Source organism: Psychrobacter sp. M9-54-1 (assembly GCF_016613355.1).
GTDB lineage: Bacteria > Pseudomonadota > Gammaproteobacteria > Pseudomonadales > Moraxellaceae > Psychrobacter > Psychrobacter faecalis.
Window position 1 is genome coordinate 49,035 of sequence record NZ_JADGFW010000046.1, and the last position, 17,451, is coordinate 66,485.

The 17,451-nt window shown below is 42.6% G+C and carries 14 protein-coding genes; 8 read left to right on the plus strand and 6 right to left on the minus strand.

Going from position 1 to position 17,451, the window contains the following annotated elements; translation table 11 throughout:
• Nucleotides 1-12: 12 nt before the first annotated feature.
• From bioB to serB, 5 genes are all read right to left on the minus strand, one after another.
• Nucleotides 13-1,179 (minus strand): biotin synthase BioB, encoded by a 1,167-nt coding sequence (gene bioB, locus IQ457_RS13165; RefSeq protein WP_200663847.1) that lies wholly within the window; start codon nucleotides 1,177-1,179, stop codon nucleotides 13-15.
• Between the two features lie 322 nt (nucleotides 1,180-1,501).
• A complete protein-coding gene (locus IQ457_RS13170; RefSeq protein ID WP_068403625.1) occupies nucleotides 1,502-2,008 on the minus strand; it encodes an SCP2 sterol-binding domain-containing protein in 507 nt (168 codons plus the stop codon).
• A gap of 211 nt (nucleotides 2,009-2,219) precedes the next feature.
• Nucleotides 2,220-2,609: an AciT family ciprofloxacin tolerance protein gene (gene aciT / locus IQ457_RS13175; protein ID WP_200663848.1), complete on the minus strand. Its 390-nt coding sequence runs from the start codon at nucleotides 2,607-2,609 to the stop codon at nucleotides 2,220-2,222.
• A gap of 225 nt (nucleotides 2,610-2,834) precedes the next feature.
• Nucleotides 2,835-3,845 carry a DUF368 domain-containing protein gene (locus tag IQ457_RS13180; RefSeq protein ID WP_200663849.1) on the minus strand — a complete coding sequence of 337 codons (1,011 nt, stop codon included), beginning with the start codon at nucleotides 3,843-3,845 and terminating at the stop codon, nucleotides 2,835-2,837.
• 138 nt (nucleotides 3,846-3,983) lie between these two features.
• Complete coding sequence (serB, locus tag IQ457_RS13185; protein ID WP_144297801.1) at nucleotides 3,984-5,171, minus strand: phosphoserine phosphatase SerB; 1,188 nt, start codon at nucleotides 5,169-5,171, stop codon at nucleotides 3,984-3,986.
• Nucleotides 5,172-5,679: 508 nt separating this feature from the next.
• Between serB and IQ457_RS13190 the strand changes: the two genes are divergently transcribed.
• From IQ457_RS13190 to IQ457_RS13215, 6 genes are all read left to right on the plus strand, one after another.
• Entirely contained in the window at nucleotides 5,680-7,185 is a 1,506-nt protein-coding gene (locus IQ457_RS13190) for a hypothetical protein (protein ID WP_200663850.1), read from the plus strand.
• 189 nt (nucleotides 7,186-7,374) lie between these two features.
• Entirely contained in the window at nucleotides 7,375-7,611 is a 237-nt protein-coding gene (locus IQ457_RS13195) for a PA3496 family putative envelope integrity protein (RefSeq protein ID WP_068403618.1), read from the plus strand.
• A 250-nt stretch (nucleotides 7,612-7,861) separates the two neighbouring features.
• Nucleotides 7,862-8,419, plus strand: coding sequence for a UPF0149 family protein (locus IQ457_RS13200; protein ID WP_068403615.1), 558 nt, complete (start codon nucleotides 7,862-7,864; stop codon nucleotides 8,417-8,419).
• A gap of 91 nt (nucleotides 8,420-8,510) precedes the next feature.
• Nucleotides 8,511-8,981, plus strand: a complete 471-nt coding sequence (locus tag IQ457_RS13205; protein WP_200663851.1) for a YbjQ family protein — start codon at nucleotides 8,511-8,513, stop codon at nucleotides 8,979-8,981.
• Nucleotides 8,982-9,029: 48 nt separating this feature from the next.
• Nucleotides 9,030-9,518: a YbjQ family protein gene (locus IQ457_RS13210; RefSeq protein WP_200663852.1), complete on the plus strand. Its 489-nt coding sequence runs from the start codon at nucleotides 9,030-9,032 to the stop codon at nucleotides 9,516-9,518.
• 394 nt (nucleotides 9,519-9,912) lie between these two features.
• Nucleotides 9,913-10,836: a bile acid:sodium symporter family protein gene (locus IQ457_RS13215; protein WP_200663853.1), complete on the plus strand. Its 924-nt coding sequence runs from the start codon at nucleotides 9,913-9,915 to the stop codon at nucleotides 10,834-10,836.
• Nucleotides 10,837-11,102: 266 nt separating this feature from the next.
• Here the strand turns inward: IQ457_RS13215 and IQ457_RS13220 are convergent, their stop codons facing one another.
• A complete protein-coding gene (locus IQ457_RS13220) occupies nucleotides 11,103-12,248 on the minus strand; it encodes a formate/nitrite transporter family protein (RefSeq protein WP_200663854.1) in 1,146 nt (381 codons plus the stop codon).
• A gap of 251 nt (nucleotides 12,249-12,499) precedes the next feature.
• Here IQ457_RS13220 and IQ457_RS13225 point away from each other — a divergent pair, with 251 nt between their 5' ends.
• Together IQ457_RS13225 and IQ457_RS13230 are read left to right on the plus strand one after the other, a co-directional pair.
• Nucleotides 12,500-15,469 carry a valine--tRNA ligase gene (locus IQ457_RS13225; RefSeq protein WP_200663855.1) on the plus strand — a complete coding sequence of 990 codons (2,970 nt, stop codon included), beginning with the start codon at nucleotides 12,500-12,502 and terminating at the stop codon, nucleotides 15,467-15,469.
• Between the two features lie 155 nt (nucleotides 15,470-15,624).
• Nucleotides 15,625-17,451, plus strand: a 1,827-nt coding sequence (locus IQ457_RS13230) for a hypothetical protein (protein ID WP_200663856.1), incomplete at its 3' end; no start/stop codon positions are given.

Below are 17,451 nucleotides of genomic sequence, written 5' to 3' on the forward strand. Positions count from 1 at the left end.
CACGTATGGCATTTACTCTGCTAAGACAACTTGCGACTGATGACCACTCATGGCGTCAAGCACCGCTACTTGCTTTGGCGCTCGTGGCGCGGCAAATTGCTTAGTCAAACCAAGCTCGCGCATCAGTCTATCATCACCTGACTGGCTAGCATTGCCAGTGGTCAAAAGCTTATCACCATAAAAGAATGAATTTGCCCCTGCCATGAATGCCAATGCTTGTTCAGCGTCAGACAAGCTTTCGCGTCCAGCAGATAAGCGTACGTAGCTGGTTGGACAGCAGATACGCGTTACGGCAATCGTCCGTATCCATTCAAGAACAGATAGCTGACCTTCTGCTAAGACTTTATCACCGATGGGCGTCCCTTGAATAGGCACTAATAAATTGACTGGAATAGATTCAGGCGCTTTGGGCATTTTCAGTAGCTCATGGACCCAATCGATACGATCATCACGGCTTTCACCCATGCCAACGATGTTGCCGCTACAAACGTTAATACCTGAATTTCGTACGTTTGCAATGGTATCTAAGCGCTCATCATAGCTGCGCGTACTGACCACCTGCTCGTAGTAACTTCTGGAGGTATCGAGATTATGATTGTAATAATCAAGACCTGCATCCGCCAATTGCGCCGCTTGATTCGTATCTAGCATGCCAAGGGTCATACAGGTTTCAAGTCCCAATGCTTTGACTTCTTTGACCAGTTCGACCACATAAGGCATGTCTTTGGCGCTTGGATGCTTCCATGCAGCACCCATACAAAAGCGCGATGAACCTGTGGCTTTGGCGCGTTTGGCAGCGGCAATGACTTTATCGACCTCGATACGTTTTTCCGCTTGTAACTTAGTGGTATCGCGGTGGTGACCAGACTGCGAGCAGTAACCGCAATCTTCAGGGCAGTTACCGGTCTTGATAGACAGTAAGGTGCTGATTTGTACTTCATTGGCGCTAAAGTGTTGGCGGTGTATGGTCTGTGCTTGCAATAACAAATCCATCAACGGCAAGTCAAACAACTGAGCGATTTGTTCACGGTTGTATTTTGTCTCGCGATTTTTAGTCGCGTCTGTTGCCAATGTCGCTAAAAAATCATGGGACGCATTGTTATTATTAAGTATTGAATCAGTATTATTATGACTATGGTTATTGGCATTTGGTTCTGAGATATTAAGCAATCCTGCCATGAGATAAATCCTTTTATAACGATATTAAGAGGTATTAGATAAATTAATAGCGATTAGTTAAATTAAGAAAAATTGAGTAACCTTGGGTTTATGCCTTTGTTAAAGTGTAGACAAAATAATTTAGGCAATAAAAAAAGGTTGCCGTATAGTATACCGCAACCTTTTTAGAAAATCAGAATAGTGCTAAGTAGTGAAACGTATCTAGGTTATTTTTACACTAGACTGTTTTTACACTAAATTGTTTTTACGCTAGATTATATGGACGTTAGCCAGCTACTATCTGCTTATTTTCATTCGTGACATTATTTATTCGATTGAGTTATTATTTACCCAATTTATGCTTAGCAACGCCGATCCAATGATTGGCAAACTGCTGCGCTTTATAGGCGTAAGGCTTGGCTTGTTGAATATAAGGTTTGTACTGTTCTGGCACCGCTGGCACGATATGTTTGGCAAGCTTATTGAACCACATCATGAGGCTATAGTCGCCCTCGATGCTCAAATTGCCTTCTTGCACGGCAGTCATAAAAGCAGGCAGGCTGCCTTTGGTCAATAGCTTAACGCCAGTCATCGAGTCTTTAAAATTAATCGTCAAATCAGCGTCTTTGGCATGACCGCTATGTTGACTAAATTGACCATTATCAAAGCTATAGTAACGCGCAATATCAGCGTCAGTGCTGGCAAGCTCGATAGTGACTTTGCGATCAGCAAACAGCGCTTTAACGTCTTCATCTTCGCTATCAGCGAGCATCGATAAACGATAACCAATCACCGCTAATAACACATCTAATGGGTCAGACTTAATATCTAATACAGGAACAGTAAACATAATCGAACTCCTAAACAACCTAAAGAATGAGAAATGAAACGCAAAATAATGCGTACTTTATAACAATTTTTATGACAAATATATAATTAGATTATAAACGATTGAACAGATAATAAGTTTCCATTCTTTAGGGTTTACGTAGAGTGCCTTAAGTATCTTGTAACATTCGATGACAGCCGTATGATAGGGACAAGTTTAGTAAATGACTGAATTAGTGAAAGCGCGGTTGATAGTCATCATCATAAACGGGCGTGTGTTCAATATAGCGGGCGGCTTGTCGCTCGCGCTGCTGATGTACAGTGCGGCTGACGTCTTCGTAACGCAATGCTCGATAGAGTACCCAACCTATCAAAGGCAACCAGCTAATACCCATCGCGACCACATAATTGTGCCATTCTGATAGTACCGACCAATAACTTAACAAGCTATGAATGGCTTCAACCGCCAACCAATACGCCATGCCGCCAAACAGATACCACAGTAACCAACGCTGCGACGATAAAGCCAGCGCAAGCACCACACCCATTAGCAGTCCAGTACCCAATATGGCACCTACGCCCCATGTCTCACTGGCAAAAGTAGAAAATATGGTTAATAACATTGTTCATCTCGCTCTTTATCAGGTGAATTCCAACAGGGTCATTATGGAAGTTTGCGAGCTAAAGCTAAAGAGGCTAGCGACGACTTTGCGACAACAGCTGACGTTTGATTTTTTTAAACAGTTTTAAGAAACTTACGCGCAAATATCGCCGTCAATAGCAACAAAAAAGCGCCTTAATCGTAGGCGCTTTTTTGGACTTAATTTACTTTTAACGTAGATTTGGCTTTAAGGACGAACGCCGCGGCGCCCCCACCACGATAAGGCGGTGACCAAAACAGCGCCTAACAACATCAAGCCCAAAGTGGTTAGCCAATGCGCGCCCGTAGGATATTGCCATGGCATGACGTTATTGATAGCAGCGCTATTTAATGTACCGAGCGCATCGGTTTTCCATGGCCAAACTTTCACCAGCGAGCCTGCGATAAAGCCTGTCAACAAGGCAAGCGTTGCTTGATAATAGCGTGATAGCAACCATTTGAGCATACGGGTAAATAATAATAACCCCGTTGCCATGCCAGCTATGACGGTAAAAATAATACTAAAGTTTAGCGTATGCACCGCTTCGAGTACGGTGTCATAAGCGCCCATCAACAATAATATAAAGGAGCCTGAGATACCGGGTAATATCATCGCACAAATGGCAATTGCACCTGCAACAAACAAATAAGGCAAACTTGGCGCGGTGGTCAATAAGGGCAAGCTACTGATGACAACCGCGCTACCAGCGCCTAGCAAGAACAATACCACCCGTCCTATATTCCAACGCGTAATCTCAGTCAATAAGATAAAGACTGTTGCCACCACCAAACCAAAAAAGAACGACCAAATCAGTAAAGGCTGATGGTCGAGTAAATGCTTAATAAATCCAGCTAACGTAGCAAAACTGGTGGCGATACCAAGTAACAAGCACACCAAAAAAGTGGCATCGACTTGCTTCCATACGGCGACCAAGCCTTTAAGCCCGCCTTGTTGACGAAATATTTGCCAAAGATGAGGACCGACGCTACTCAAAGCATTAATCAAGCGCTCGTAAATCCCTGCAATTAGGGCAATCGTGCCGCCAGAAACACCGGGTACAATGTCTGCTGCACCCATCGCAATGCCTTTGGCATAGACGCCAAATAGCTGCTTTGGACTGTCATTATAAATAGGGGTGCTTTCTTGGGATAAAGACGCATTATCTATAGGAGTGGAAGATGACGGCGCATCTGGCCGCGGTGATTGTGATGCCGTCATGGACAGTCCTTTTTTATTTAATAAGATAAAAGTAAGATGAATAGGGTAAAAGAGATGTAGATATAAAAAAGCTTCAACCATAAAAGCTAGGCTAAAGACAAATCCTTAACCTAGCTAATTTTTTAGAATGGTTAAGCGTTATTTAGTACGGGCAAAGGCTGGATAGCCAAGCGCATAAAGCACGCCTTCAAGCCCTGTAACATTGACCGCAGCGTCCGCACGCGCTTGAACGATGGGTTTGGCATTAAACGCCACGCCCAAATCCGCTAGCGCCATCATCGGTAAATCATTGGCACCATCGCCGACGCAAACCACTTGTGACATATCAATACCCAAGCGCTCAGCAGTATGTTCAGCAATCGCCGCTTTTTTGGCGCCATTAATAATTGGCAGTTGCACATGACCGGTCACTTCGCCGTCTTCGATATCTAGCGCATTGGCGTGCACTTCATCGATACCCAATTGCTCAGCGATATAACGGGCAAAGTAGGTAAAGCCGCCTGAGACCAAGACCGTATGATAACCCAGAGCTTTAAGGGCGCTAATAGTGGTCAGCGCGCCTGTTGATAAGGTTAAACGGCTACAAATATCATCGAGCACATCGGTCGATATGCCTTTTAATAACGCCACGCGCTGTGCAAAGGATTCATCAAAATCCATCTCACCGCGCATCGCCGCTTCGGTAATGGCTGCAACTTGCTCGCCGATACCCGCAGTTTTTGCCAGCTCAACGATGACTTCTTGTTCAATCAACGTCGAATCCATATCAAAACAGGCCAGCTTATGGGTACGTAGCATATGACCGACCGACAAGATATGACAGTCGACCACATCTAAATGCTCGCTACCTATGGCAGTTTGCGAGTTTTTATAGTCTTCAATTAATTCGTGGCGCAGACGGGTGGTCAATTGGTCATCGATAATGTGCGCCGCTGCTGTCTTTTTAGCAGGGTGCATGAGAGTATCGGTGACGGGCACCAGCAGATAGCGGAACACTTGCACATCAATAAACGAGCGCTTGGCAAATGGCTGCGTGGTATCTATATCAGCAATCTCAATATCGACAAAATTGGCGTCGGCGTCTTCTGCGACAGTGACCAAGTGCCAGTTTGGCTGCTCATCGACCCAAGACTGCACATATTGATGAATATCGAGCGAAGATACATGCGTCGGCAATACCACAATCAAGGCAAACACGGGCAAGGATTGTAGCGCATCAAAATCATGTAGATTTGTGCCTTCAGGCAATAATGAGGCTACAGAATCGACCGCTTGTTGCCAAGCTTTGCTGTCTTTTGGTAACGAGTAAGATGTATTTTTTTGCATCGCTCAATTGTCCCTTGTATGCTGATATAAGATTGGGAATAATAGCAGCTTTACTGGGCAGCGCCTATAGGTGAGGTACAAAGTCTCACAGTCTGATAAAAACGCTTAGCATACCCAATTAACAGGCCTAAAAAGCGCCGCCGCATAGAAGAAAATTCTTACAATAAATTTATGCGATTCGCTAACGCCATAACCCTTACTATGATGATATAGTAGAGAAAATAAGCGCTCGATTTGTCGGTAAAGGTATGAACCAAACATAATTGCACAACAAAACTGCTGTACGATGGCAAGGTCTTATCAATAGTATTGGTTTCAGTGTCATCTGTTTAGGTGCTATTTGTTTAGGTGCGATGCGTTTAAATACTGTAATACTATTGATTGAGTGGCGGCGCTAGTGAATTAAGCAAAAAACAAATAGACAAATTAAGAGCGGCATACACTTCTAGAAAATGAGCCTTAGACTCGTTTTTTTTACTTCCATTTATCCAAAAAAGTTTACCATATCATGACGTATTTAGCGCCGCGGCAAGGGTTGTTTGCCATTATTCTTCTGGTTAGTTTTTGTTTGCAGACCCTATTATTGGTCATCAGTACCGATCAGCAGCTGAGCAATAGCCGTGCCCAAAAGGGCGAGCAAATGGTCGCTCAGCTTATTGATGAAGCGCGCTTATCTTTAGAAAATAAAGACCGCGTCAGCCTTAGCGTCATAGCCAATCGTTATACCAGCGAGCAGGATGTCACGCGCATTTTGATTAAAGACAATAATGGCGATGTCTTGGTGCCAGTCGGTAATGCACCGATGCAGCAAGGCGATACCATTAGCCAAATCGCCACCAAAGGCGATGCAGTCATCGGTAGCGTGGCCTTGACCCTCAAAGACATTAGCAAGGGTGAGATTATTGCCATGCAGTGGCCGTTTGTGATTGGTTCGATGCTGCTGCATTTATTGCTATGGCTGATTTATGGTTATATTGCGCGCCCAACCAAAGAGCAAATCAATGCCCTAAGCCGCGCTATTCAAGATTTACATCGCGAGCAGTACAGGCAGATCGATCAGCGCGAATTTGCGCGCGGTTATGAGCGCAACCTTGAGCGTGGCGATGAAAAAGAAGATGTGTCAACAGAATCCGCTAGTGCCGCCAATGCCGCGGCTACCAGCCGCAATCCAAATGTTGATAAATCAGACCTACCGCGTAAGCTGGATATTCATAGTGCGGTCAATCAATACGTTAGAGGGCAGCAAGGTCAAAATCCTGAGCTTGATGCGACGCATGACACCACTGCACATGCTATGAGTAACGATGGCGCGGACAATCTACAGGACCAACTGACTGCTGGCAATGCTAACAATCATGACAGCCATAAGTCTAATGGCTCTAATGGTATGGCTCGGCTGTCTGCCAACCGTCCATTTGATAGTGTCAGCGTCCAGATAGTCTTTCATGATGAGTTCAATATGCTCGAGCGCTTAGCGCCGTCGCAGCGCCTGCCTTATTTGGCATTATGTACGCAGTTATTAAATCAAGCGGTGACCGAATTACTGAAGCAGCCATTATTGCTTGGGGTCAGCGCGATTAATGAGCCACACTTTGATGAAAGCGGCGCTTATGTGATGCTAAAGGCAGATAATAGCCATGCCAAAGTAGCATTGGCAGGGGTGATGCTCGCTAAGCTGTATCTCATGCTCAATAAAATTATCCACGATAAGCATATCGAGCTGTCAAGATTTGCCTTACCAGCGAAAGCGGGTGTCAGTGACAATGCGCAAGTTGAGGCGATGAGTCATCTATTAGAGAGCGTTGGTAAAAAAGAGCAGATGCTTATTTTGCTACCAAATGCGGGTATTAAACAAATCAATCATCATGTGCAGCTCCAAAGCGTCATGCGCCCAACGACGGTTTATGAGAGAGAATGTGCGATATTCGATGGCGGTAATGATGCCATGATTCAGCGGCTGGCTGATGTACGTAATGCAGTATTGATGATTGAAGAGACAGAAGCGCAGGGGTGAATTTGCCACTTTAGACGTCAGTGAATCTCTACAATTGCCTGTAAGATAAATGCCTGTGTGCTTATTAGCTTTGAGCATAACGTTGTCATACTGATAAAAAGGATTGACAACGCTTGGGAGAGACTTTATAAGGCATATATATATTTACGTATTTTCAATACCTTTGCCGAAAAACGATAGGAGCTTGTCATGAGTGACGCTGATATTGATGACGATTTTGATGACGATTTTGTCGATGATGACGACGCCAAGATGGTGGAAGAGGCCGAAACCAGTGTGCGCACGCGCTTAAGCAGCCTTGAAAAACGCCGTTTGATTGATAACTTACTAGAAGAAAAACGTCTAGAAAAAGAGCTCAAAGACGATCTTGATGACATCGATAATTTTGATGAAGATGGCGATGACTGGGATGATGACGATATTTAACCCGTTATTTCTGTTTTAAGTTTGCCGCCTGATAATCAGGAAAAGTAGAGATAATGGCTTGTGTTAGCCGAAAGTTGTTAACTGGTGACACAGATAAGCAATCATCATGTTAAGTATATTGTGCTAAGCTGATTGTCAGATATTTTTAATAATATTAAATTGTTAAAAATGATGCTGCAATCAGCTCTTTTTATGTTGCCATACTCATGTATGGCGTACGCCGTAATCTAGCCGCCAAGGACTCCCTGCTATGAATAACCCACTCAGTTTCGATGAATTATTAGACTATTTGGACAATGATGAGAGCCAGTTCGTGCTGGATAGTGTTGCCACCCATGGTTTTTTGACCGCGACAGTTATTGGTCGTCCGTTGCCAAATTGGCTCGATGCGCTGTTTGAAGGTCACGTCAGTGACATTCCTGCAAATGTGATTGACGGTATTCAGCGCTGGCGCGACTCAATCATGGCTGAGCTAAAAAACGAGACGCCGATCGAGTTACCCTTTGGTGAAGATGCGGGTGATGAAGAAGTGGCGGTCGATTTCTCAGAAGAATCTGATATTGTTGCTTGGTCGATTGGTTTTGTCGATGCGATGTATGGCGATGAAGCCAGTGACTGGTTTGAAGATGAAGAAACCGCAGAAGATGTGGCGGTCTTAACCTTACCGATGATTGTGCTAAGCGGTATCGATGATGAAGATCCTGAGCTTGCCGAAATGCGCGCTGATGAAGATAAAATGGCACAAATGGCCAATAGCATCGAAGGCAATTTGACCGAGCTGTTTTTATTGTTTCATACCAATGACTAGCAGGGTTTGTTTCAACAATATTGATTGTTTATTATGCACTGACACCATCAATCTTCATTAAATTCATATAAGTCACCAATAAGGCTGTAGCATGACTGTGCAACTTTCCAACCTTGAGCACTTACCCAACTACCAGATTACCGAGCGCTTAGATGTCGTCTACGGTAGTACTGTGCGCTCAAAGCACGTGGGCAAAGATTTGTTCGCTGGGCTAAAAAATATCGTTGGTGGTGAGCTGACGGCCTATACCGAGCTATTAGAAGAATCACGCCAAGAAGCGATCGATCGTATGGTCATCAAAGCAGAGGCTTTGGGTGCTGATGCTGTGGTAGGTCTGCGGTTTTCGACTTCGAGCATTGCCCAAGGCGCTTCTGAGCTGTTTGTTTATGGCACAGCGGTTAAAGCCGTGCCCATGCCGCAGCAGTCCATCTCTTCGCCGTCATCTCATCAACCGCCGAGCAATCCTTCTGGTCCTACAGGTTTGCAAAATCATGACCAAGCGGTGCCGCAAAAACCAACCGCCGCTGCTGATGATTTGCCACGTTTCAATCCTTTTGGTTAATTAACCAGCAAAAAAAGCAGCAATGCTTTTTGACGCTCGAGACGGTCCATGAATAATTCTCTCACCCAAATGCTCATCAACTATGCGCCGCTTCTGGTGTTGTTTGTGGTCGGCTGGTTTTTTGGCTCACGGCATGAGCGTCAGCACTTGGTACAGTTAAAAATCGCTGAAAAAGAGCTTGGTCATATTGTCGTCTCGACCGAGCGCTTTTATGTACCCAAACTTGCAGCTCATACTGAGGGAGAATTGGTACTTGGCAGCGTGGTGATTGCGCAAGATTATTTTAAAATGGTCATTGCTCGCGTTTTAAGTATCTTTGGTAAAAATCTTACCACTTATGAGACCTTACTTGATCGCGCGCGCCGTGAAGCTGCCGTACGTATGCGTAGCCAAGCGCAGGCGAAAGGCTATAGTCATATTTATGGCCTGCGTTTTGAAGTCAGTAATGTCAATCAGTTGGGCAGCATGGTCGAAGCCATTGCCTATGGTACCGCCGTCCATAGTTGTGAAAATTCTAATAAAGCCTCTATGTATTAGATATCATTTAACCGTAACTCCTTAGAATCTTCTGGCAAACCCTTTCTATTTCTACTCTATTCCCACATTTTACATTTGACTGATGAGTCGTTGAATAAAGCAAATATGTATGACATTTGCGCTATATACTCGCTATATGTTTTGCTGACTTTTATGCTATAAGCACCCTCATAAAAGCTATAGTGAGTGAAAAGTAATATCGATATATCAGCAATACCTTAGCGTTTTTAGGATATTTTGACTATATAACAGCAATTCAGCATAACAATGAGTGATGGTCGTTGATGTTAAGCGTCAGCTGCTATTCACCAGCCTTAGCAAGGAATGCTAAGCCGTTATTACTCAATCATTAGCAGTTGATCTAGGAATAGGTCACATTTACAGGGATGTCATTATGGAAAGTTTGGCGCTAGTCACTTTAGTAAACTCAGTTATTATTCCTATTTGCTTGTTTTTAATCATGATGGGCATGGGCTTGACCCTCGTCACCAATGATTTTAAACGGGTGCTAAAATACCCCAAGGCTGTGGGTATAGGCTTGACCAATCAGCTGATACTACTGCCAATCATCGGCTTTGCCTTAGCCAATATCATGCCATTACGCCCAGAGTATGCCGTTGGCGTTATGCTGCTTGTGCTGTGTCCGGGCGGCACTACCTCAAACTTATTTACTTATTTGGCCAAAGGTGATGTCGCGCTGTCGGTAACGATGACCGCGATTGCCAGCGTTATCACGGTATTTACCATTCCAATTGTACTGAGCTTTTCGTTGATTTATTTTATGGGCAGCGGTAGCGCGTTTGAATTGCCCGTATTAAAAACGGTGCTTACTTTGGTGCTGCTAACGATTGTGCCTATTAGTATCGGCATGCTGATTAAGCGTTACGCGCCAAGAGTTGCCGATCGCTCACAAGTCTATGTGTCGCGTTTTGGCGTGCTATTTTTAACGTTTTTAGTGTTGTTTTTGGGCTATGTGCAACGCGATATCATCGTCGATGCCTTTATCGCGACCGGTCCTGTGTCGATAATATTGAACCTTTTAACCATGGCGCTTGGTTATTATAGTAGCAAATGGTTCGGTCTAAATTTGGCGCAAAGAACGTCAATCACGCTAGAAGTCGGGCTCCAAAACAGTACATTGTCGATATTTATGGCGTTGACGTTATTATCGAACTACGATATGTCGATGATGCCAGCCATCTATACCTTGGTAATGTTCTTGACGGCAGGGATTTTGGTACGCATATTTAGCGCACGGCACAATAAACTGAGAAAGTCTGAAATAGAAAGCAGTGTGTTAGCCGCGCGCATGCTTTAGCGCTAATGATTTAGACAGACGCTAAGCATCTATAGCCAATTCAATATAAAAGTGGTTCATTTAAAATAGCGCTCTGCTGGAATAAATCTTCCTCGCTTGCTGTGTGCTTCGCACGCCAAAGGCTTCGAAAAATTTATTCCAGCAGTCCTATGACATTTCTCAATGGAATTTACTATATATCACTCGTTCATAAAATCCCATAACAGGTTTAAAAGCTTAAAATCTGTTATGGAAAATTAGCTTAAGGATTTTACTGCTAATTATTGTTAATAAGGTCGGCGGGTATTTATACGGTTGTTTATATTGTTGACTTCGTTTGGTTTGTCTTTGGCAGTTTCTTCTTTGACTTTAGCAATATCAAACAAGAAGGTACGGTTTTTTAGTACCGCGACAAATACCACCCCGCCAACGGTATTGCCAACCAATATCACCGCCAAAAATAGCAAATAGCGCGCTAAGCTGACGGTATTGCCATAAAGCAAAGCAGAAAATATCTCGATATTACCGACGATACTGTGATGCAAACCTAAAAAGCCAATACTGCCAGTAATTAAGGTCACTAAAACAATGCGACTAAGGGTATCGCGCGCCGAGGTCACAAGCCAGGCGGTAACGCCCATCATCCAGCCTGCCAAGATGGCGCTACCAAATATTACCCACCATCTAAACCCTAAGATATGCTCGGCATAGGCATCAATGTCGCTGACGCTAAACAGCTGCATATTTAAACCTAGGCCTATCATCAAAGCGGCAAATAAACAGCCACCAACGACGTTACCAGCGATGACAATGCCCCAAAGGCGTAGCAACTTATGTAAGGGCTCGATTTTGTTGAGAACAGGTAAGCTTAAAAGCGAGGTTTGTTCGGTAAATAAAAGCGATTGACCGATGACGACAATAATGAAACCAATCGGATAAAGTAGAGAGGCAAGGACGATGGCGTAATGGCTTGGGAGCACGTCACTCAAAAGCGCAAAAGCCGATAAAATCATAAAGAAGCTGATGCCAATCTCAAGCCCTGCGGTAAAAGCACTGGTAAATAACGAGCCAAGCGAGCGCTCAAAGGTTTCTCTGGCATCCATCACCTGCTCAACCAAGATACTGGCATAGCTTTTTGCTTGGCTAAAATTGTCATCGTTGGCGACTTTTTTGATGGTCTCTTTGTCTTCTTCGCTAATATCCTCAGAAAAGTCTTCGTCTTCTAAGTTTTCTGTGGTATCGGAGTCGCTCTGCGCCTCAGTATCGCCTTCTACTTTGTCTTTAGCACTGTTTCCTTTAGCACTACCTCTTTGAGCATTGCCTTTATAATAATTGTCATCATCTATAGAGCGTTCATCCTCTCTATTTTCAGTATTAGAGCGGCTGCTATTGCTACTATTATTGTTATCGTTGTGCTCGCTATCTTTAGACACGGTCGGCTCGCTGTTTATCTGATAATAATTTAGGTTTCTCTTTATTCTAGCGTATGCGCAGCGTTTATTATGTTGAGTGTTCAGCCGATTACTGTTGTAAATTGGCCCCTGCCGCTATTGAAGACTGATAAATGTCCTTAGCATCTAACAAAATCTGCCCATCTGCGTTAAAATCACTCTATTAATTATTTTCCCTATTTTTCGATAACTTTGCTTGACCACCTTCATTTTTAATAAAAGACCATTCTATTATGAGTACTTCTAATACCCCTGATAATACCAAGAGCAACACCAAGAGCAACCTGACACAATCGATTCAGGCCGCCTTAAGTCAATTAGAGAACGCCTATAATCCAAGCGATGTCGAAGCAGGCATGTATCAAGGTTGGGAAGAGAGCGGTTATTTTAAGCCAAGCTTTGATAAAGACGAGTCGTTCTCTATCGCCTTGCCGCCACCAAACGTCACCGGTTCACTGCATATGGGTCATGGCTTTAACAATGCCATCATGGACGCACTAACCCGTTATCACCGTATGGATGGTGACAACACGCTTTGGCAACCGGGCACCGACCATGCGGGTATTGCCACCCAAATGGTCGTTGAGCGTCGTTTGGAGGCGCAAGGTTTGAAGCGCCGTGATATGACGCGCGAAGATTTCATCGATAAAGTCTGGGAATGGAAAGAAGAGTCGGGCGACAATATCACCCGTCAAATTCGTCGTTTGGGCAGCTCAGTCGACTGGTCACGTGAGCGCTTTACCATGGACGATGGTTTGTCGAATGCGGTAAAAGAAGTATTTGTACGCCTATTCGATGATGGCTTGATTTATCGTGGTAAGCGTCTGGTCAACTGGGATCCTAAGTTCCAAACGGCGCTATCGGATTTAGAAGTAGAAAACGTCGATGAAAAGGGTAGCTTATGGCATTTCCGCTATCATTTCACCGATAAAGATATCACGACCCAAGAGGGTAAAAACTATCTGGTCGTTGCCACCACGCGCCCTGAAACCTTGCTTGGCGATACCGCCGTTGCCGTCAATCCAAAGGACGAGCGTTACGCGCATTTGATTGGCAAAACCATTACCTTGCCGCTTACTGGTCGCATCGTGCCTATCGTTGCCGATGATTATGTTGATATCGAATTTGGTACCGGCTGCGTAAAAATTACCCCAGCCCATGACTTTAATGACTATGAACTTGGTCGTCGTCATAACTTGCCATTGATTAATATCCTTGATGAGCGCGCTAACATTTTGCCAGCGATGGAAGTTTATCCTGATCTGCAAACGCGTGAGCCGACATTAGAAACCACGCCAAGTGAATACGCTGGACTTGAGCGTTTTGCGGCGCGTAAATTCCTTGTTGAGCAAGCAGGTGAGCAAGGCTGGCTAGAAGATATCGAAGACTACGCGCTCAAAGCCCCACGTGCTGAGCGTGGCGGCACCATCGTTGAGCCGTGGTTGACCGATCAATGGTATGTAGCAGTAAGTAAGCTTGCCAAGCCTGCGATTGATGCCGTAGAAGATGGTCGTATTGAATTCGTCCCTGCACAATATAAAAACATGTATATGTCGTGGATGACCGACTTGCAGGATTGGTGTATCAGCCGTCAGCTATGGTGGGGACATCGTATCCCTGCGTGGTATGACGACGCGACAGGTGAGATTTATGTTGCCCGTGATGAAGCGGAAGTACGCACTAAGTACAATCTAAGCGACGACGTAAAATTGCGCCAAGACGATGACGTGCTTGATACCTGGTTTAGCTCGGGTTTGTGGACGTTTAGTACGCTTGATTGGGCAGACCCTAACGCCGATCCACGCGTGCTTAAAACTTTTCACCCAACCAGCGTGTTGGTCACCGGTTTCGACATCATCTTCTTTTGGGTTGCGCGCATGATCATGATGACCATGCATTTTGTCAAAAACGAAGATGGCACGCCGCAAGTACCGTTTAAGACCGTTTATGTGCATGGTCTGGTACGTGATGGCAATGGGCAAAAGATGTCTAAATCTAAAGGTAACGTCTTGGATCCGATTGATTTGATCGATGGTATTGATCTGGAAACGCTGGTTGAAAAACGCACCAGCAATATGATGAATCCAAAAGATGCGGCGAAAATTGAAAAGCAAACGCGTAAAGAGTTCCCAGAAGGTATCCCAGCCTACGGTACCGATGCGCTGCGCTTCACCTTTACCTCGCTTGCTAGTACTGGTCGCGATATCAACTTTGATCTAAAGCGTGTCGAGGGCTATCGTAACTTCTGTAATAAAATCTGGAACGCCAGCCGCTTTGTACTGATGAATTGTGTGGATAAAGAAGGTAATGCCCAAGCGATTGACCAAGTAGCCAACATGGATGTTTGGGAATTGCCAGAAAAATGGATCATGAGTCGTCTAAACTCGACGATTAGTAATATCCATCAGCATTTTGCCCAGTATCGCCTCGATATGGTCAGTCATGATATTTATGAGTTTATCTGGAATGAATACTGTGATTGGTATGTTGAGCTTGCCAAAGCTAGCCTCAATGATGACTCTGTATCAAGCGAGCGTAAAGCGCAAATCCGCTATGTATTGCTGCATGTGCTTGAGACCGCGCTACGCTTTAGCCATCCAATCATGCCTTATCTGACCGAGCAAATTTGGCAGACGGTTGCACCGCTATTGGGTCGTAAAAATACTGATAGCATCGTCGTTGCTGACTATCCACAAACCGATAATGCAAAAATCAGTGAGCAAACTGAGGCTGATATGGCGTGGCTACAAGAGCTAATCGCTAGCGTGCGTAATATCCGTGGTGAGATGAAACTCGGTAATGCGGTACGTCTGCCAGTGCTACTACAAAATATCTCTAGCGACGAAGATGCGCGCCTATCACGTATCAAAAACCAGTTTAAAGCGCTTGCCAAAGTCGAGAGCCTAGAGATACTAAAAGAAGGTGATGAAGTGCCATTATCATCATCAAGTATGGTCGGTCAGCTACGTGTACTCGTACCGATGAAAGGGCTGATTGATCCAACGGCTGAGCTAGCACGTTTGGGTAAGTCATATGATAAATTGAAAGGTCAATCTGAAGGTATCGCGCGCAAGCTCGGTAATGAAGGCTTTGTCAGTAAAGCACCTGCGGAAGTGGTCGATGCTGAGAAAGCGAAACTGGCTGAGCTAGAAGGGCAGTTGACCGCGATGACAGCGCAGATGGACCAGTTGAAAGCGTTGTAATCGAGCGTTTAATGTAAACTGAGATTAATTCAGAAAAATGCCTCCATTATGGGGGCTTTTTTTTGGTTTTTATAGTTGATTTCTGGTAATTAAGCAAATAGTTGTGTGTTATTATCTGCCTATTTCACGATTGCTTTTACTCAGGTTTACCTTATATGAAATGTTGCTTTAAAGGTTGCAAGAATGAAGTATTTGAAAACCTTGATAAATGTGCTTTGCATTGTTCTAGTGAAAATATTATTGATGAAGATAAGTATTTATCAGAATTCAACAATTTTTTTATAAATTATATACTTGCAAAGATAAAAAACCTTAATGGTTTAAGGTGTCTAAACTGGCATGGTATTCTGCAAAAGCTTTCCTTAAAAGATATTAGCTTTGTAAATTTTTATCAGAATGAGATTTTAAAGGAGATTTTGAATACTAAGGTGCTATACATAACGAATATATGTTTCCCTAAGATAAAAAATAAGTCACTGAGTAATTTTTGCTATATAACAGAACAGTTTGATAGTGTTGTTTTCGAAAGTTGCTTTTTTGGGTGTAATGCTGTAGTTAGTGAAAGTCACAAATATTATTATAAGAAATGTCTTTTTAACGGTGATTTAACAATTAAAGCAGGCTTAATGTACTTAGGTGAGGGTGCAAGAGAAGATAAAGGTGAAAAGTTCGATACTTTATTTCTGTATGAAGAAAGTTATAGGTATTATCACTGTAATTTTTTAGGCGATGTGAATATAACTAATGACTATAGTCACAAGAAAAATATTAATTATAATTATATAGGATTTAACGTTTTTGAAGAGTGTGATTTCAAGAAGAATATTTCTATCAAAGATATTAAGATGAATGGTATTTTTATTAAAGTTGCAAGTGAAAAAAATAATAAGATAGATGAAGGTAAATTGATTTTTAATGAGATATCAATTTTGGATTGTAATTTTGATAGTAGCTTTAAAGTTAATGGCTCGGAGGATAAAGAGGAAGGGTTTCCTATAAAAATAGAAAAAATAACAATAAAGAACACAAAATTTAAAAGTAAGTTTGAGTTAAAAAATGCAATAGTAAAAAATATTAATTTTAATAATTCTAATGTGAGTGGTGTTTTCGATGTATACCAAAGTTCATTTATGAAAGCTAGGTTTTATAAAAGTATTTTTGAAGATTTTGCTGCATTTGAATATGTAGTATTTGGCAACGAGAAAAAAGAAAATATAACAGAATTTATTTATACTACTTTCAAAGACTTTTCTAACTTTAGGAATACAAAATTTACATCTGGTTTAAATTTCTCTAGTGCAAATATAAAGCAAGAACCTAACTTCTTAAATACTGACATTAATTTAGTAGGAACGGACAGAGAGACGCTAAGAATAGTTAAAAACTCCTTTGCGCAAAATAATAATAAAATTGAGGCAAATAGATTCTTTGTGCATGAAATGAACTCTTACAGAGAAGAAATGAAAGGGATAACATATGATAATGTAATTTTTATAAAAATAAAAGAATATTATAGAAATATAAAAAACCATATAAATAAGATAGTAGGTTGTTTAAATGATATAGTAGATTGCATTGTAAGTCTCGATAATTCATTTTTTGCTATTTATTTTATTATTGTTATCACCCCTATTTTTATTTTATTTGAACTGTTGTTTTTTCTATTGAGAATTCCAATTATTATTTTTAAATACATAAATAATGATTTTAATTTTAAGCATTTGGTTTTAAATATCAACTACTTTATATCTAGTTTTGGCGAAAGCTATATTAGGCCTATAATAATATTCTTATTTTCAATAGGTTTTTACACCTATATATCAGAAGTGCACGCAGATATTTTTGGTGAGGAGCCTGTAGAATGGTATGTTGCATTACTGAGAGACTTCGTAACACAAGACTGGTTTGTATCCCTATCGAAATTTTTAAATGCCTGTGCCGCTAATGTTCCGTTCCAAAAATCTTACTCAAACCTAGCCAAT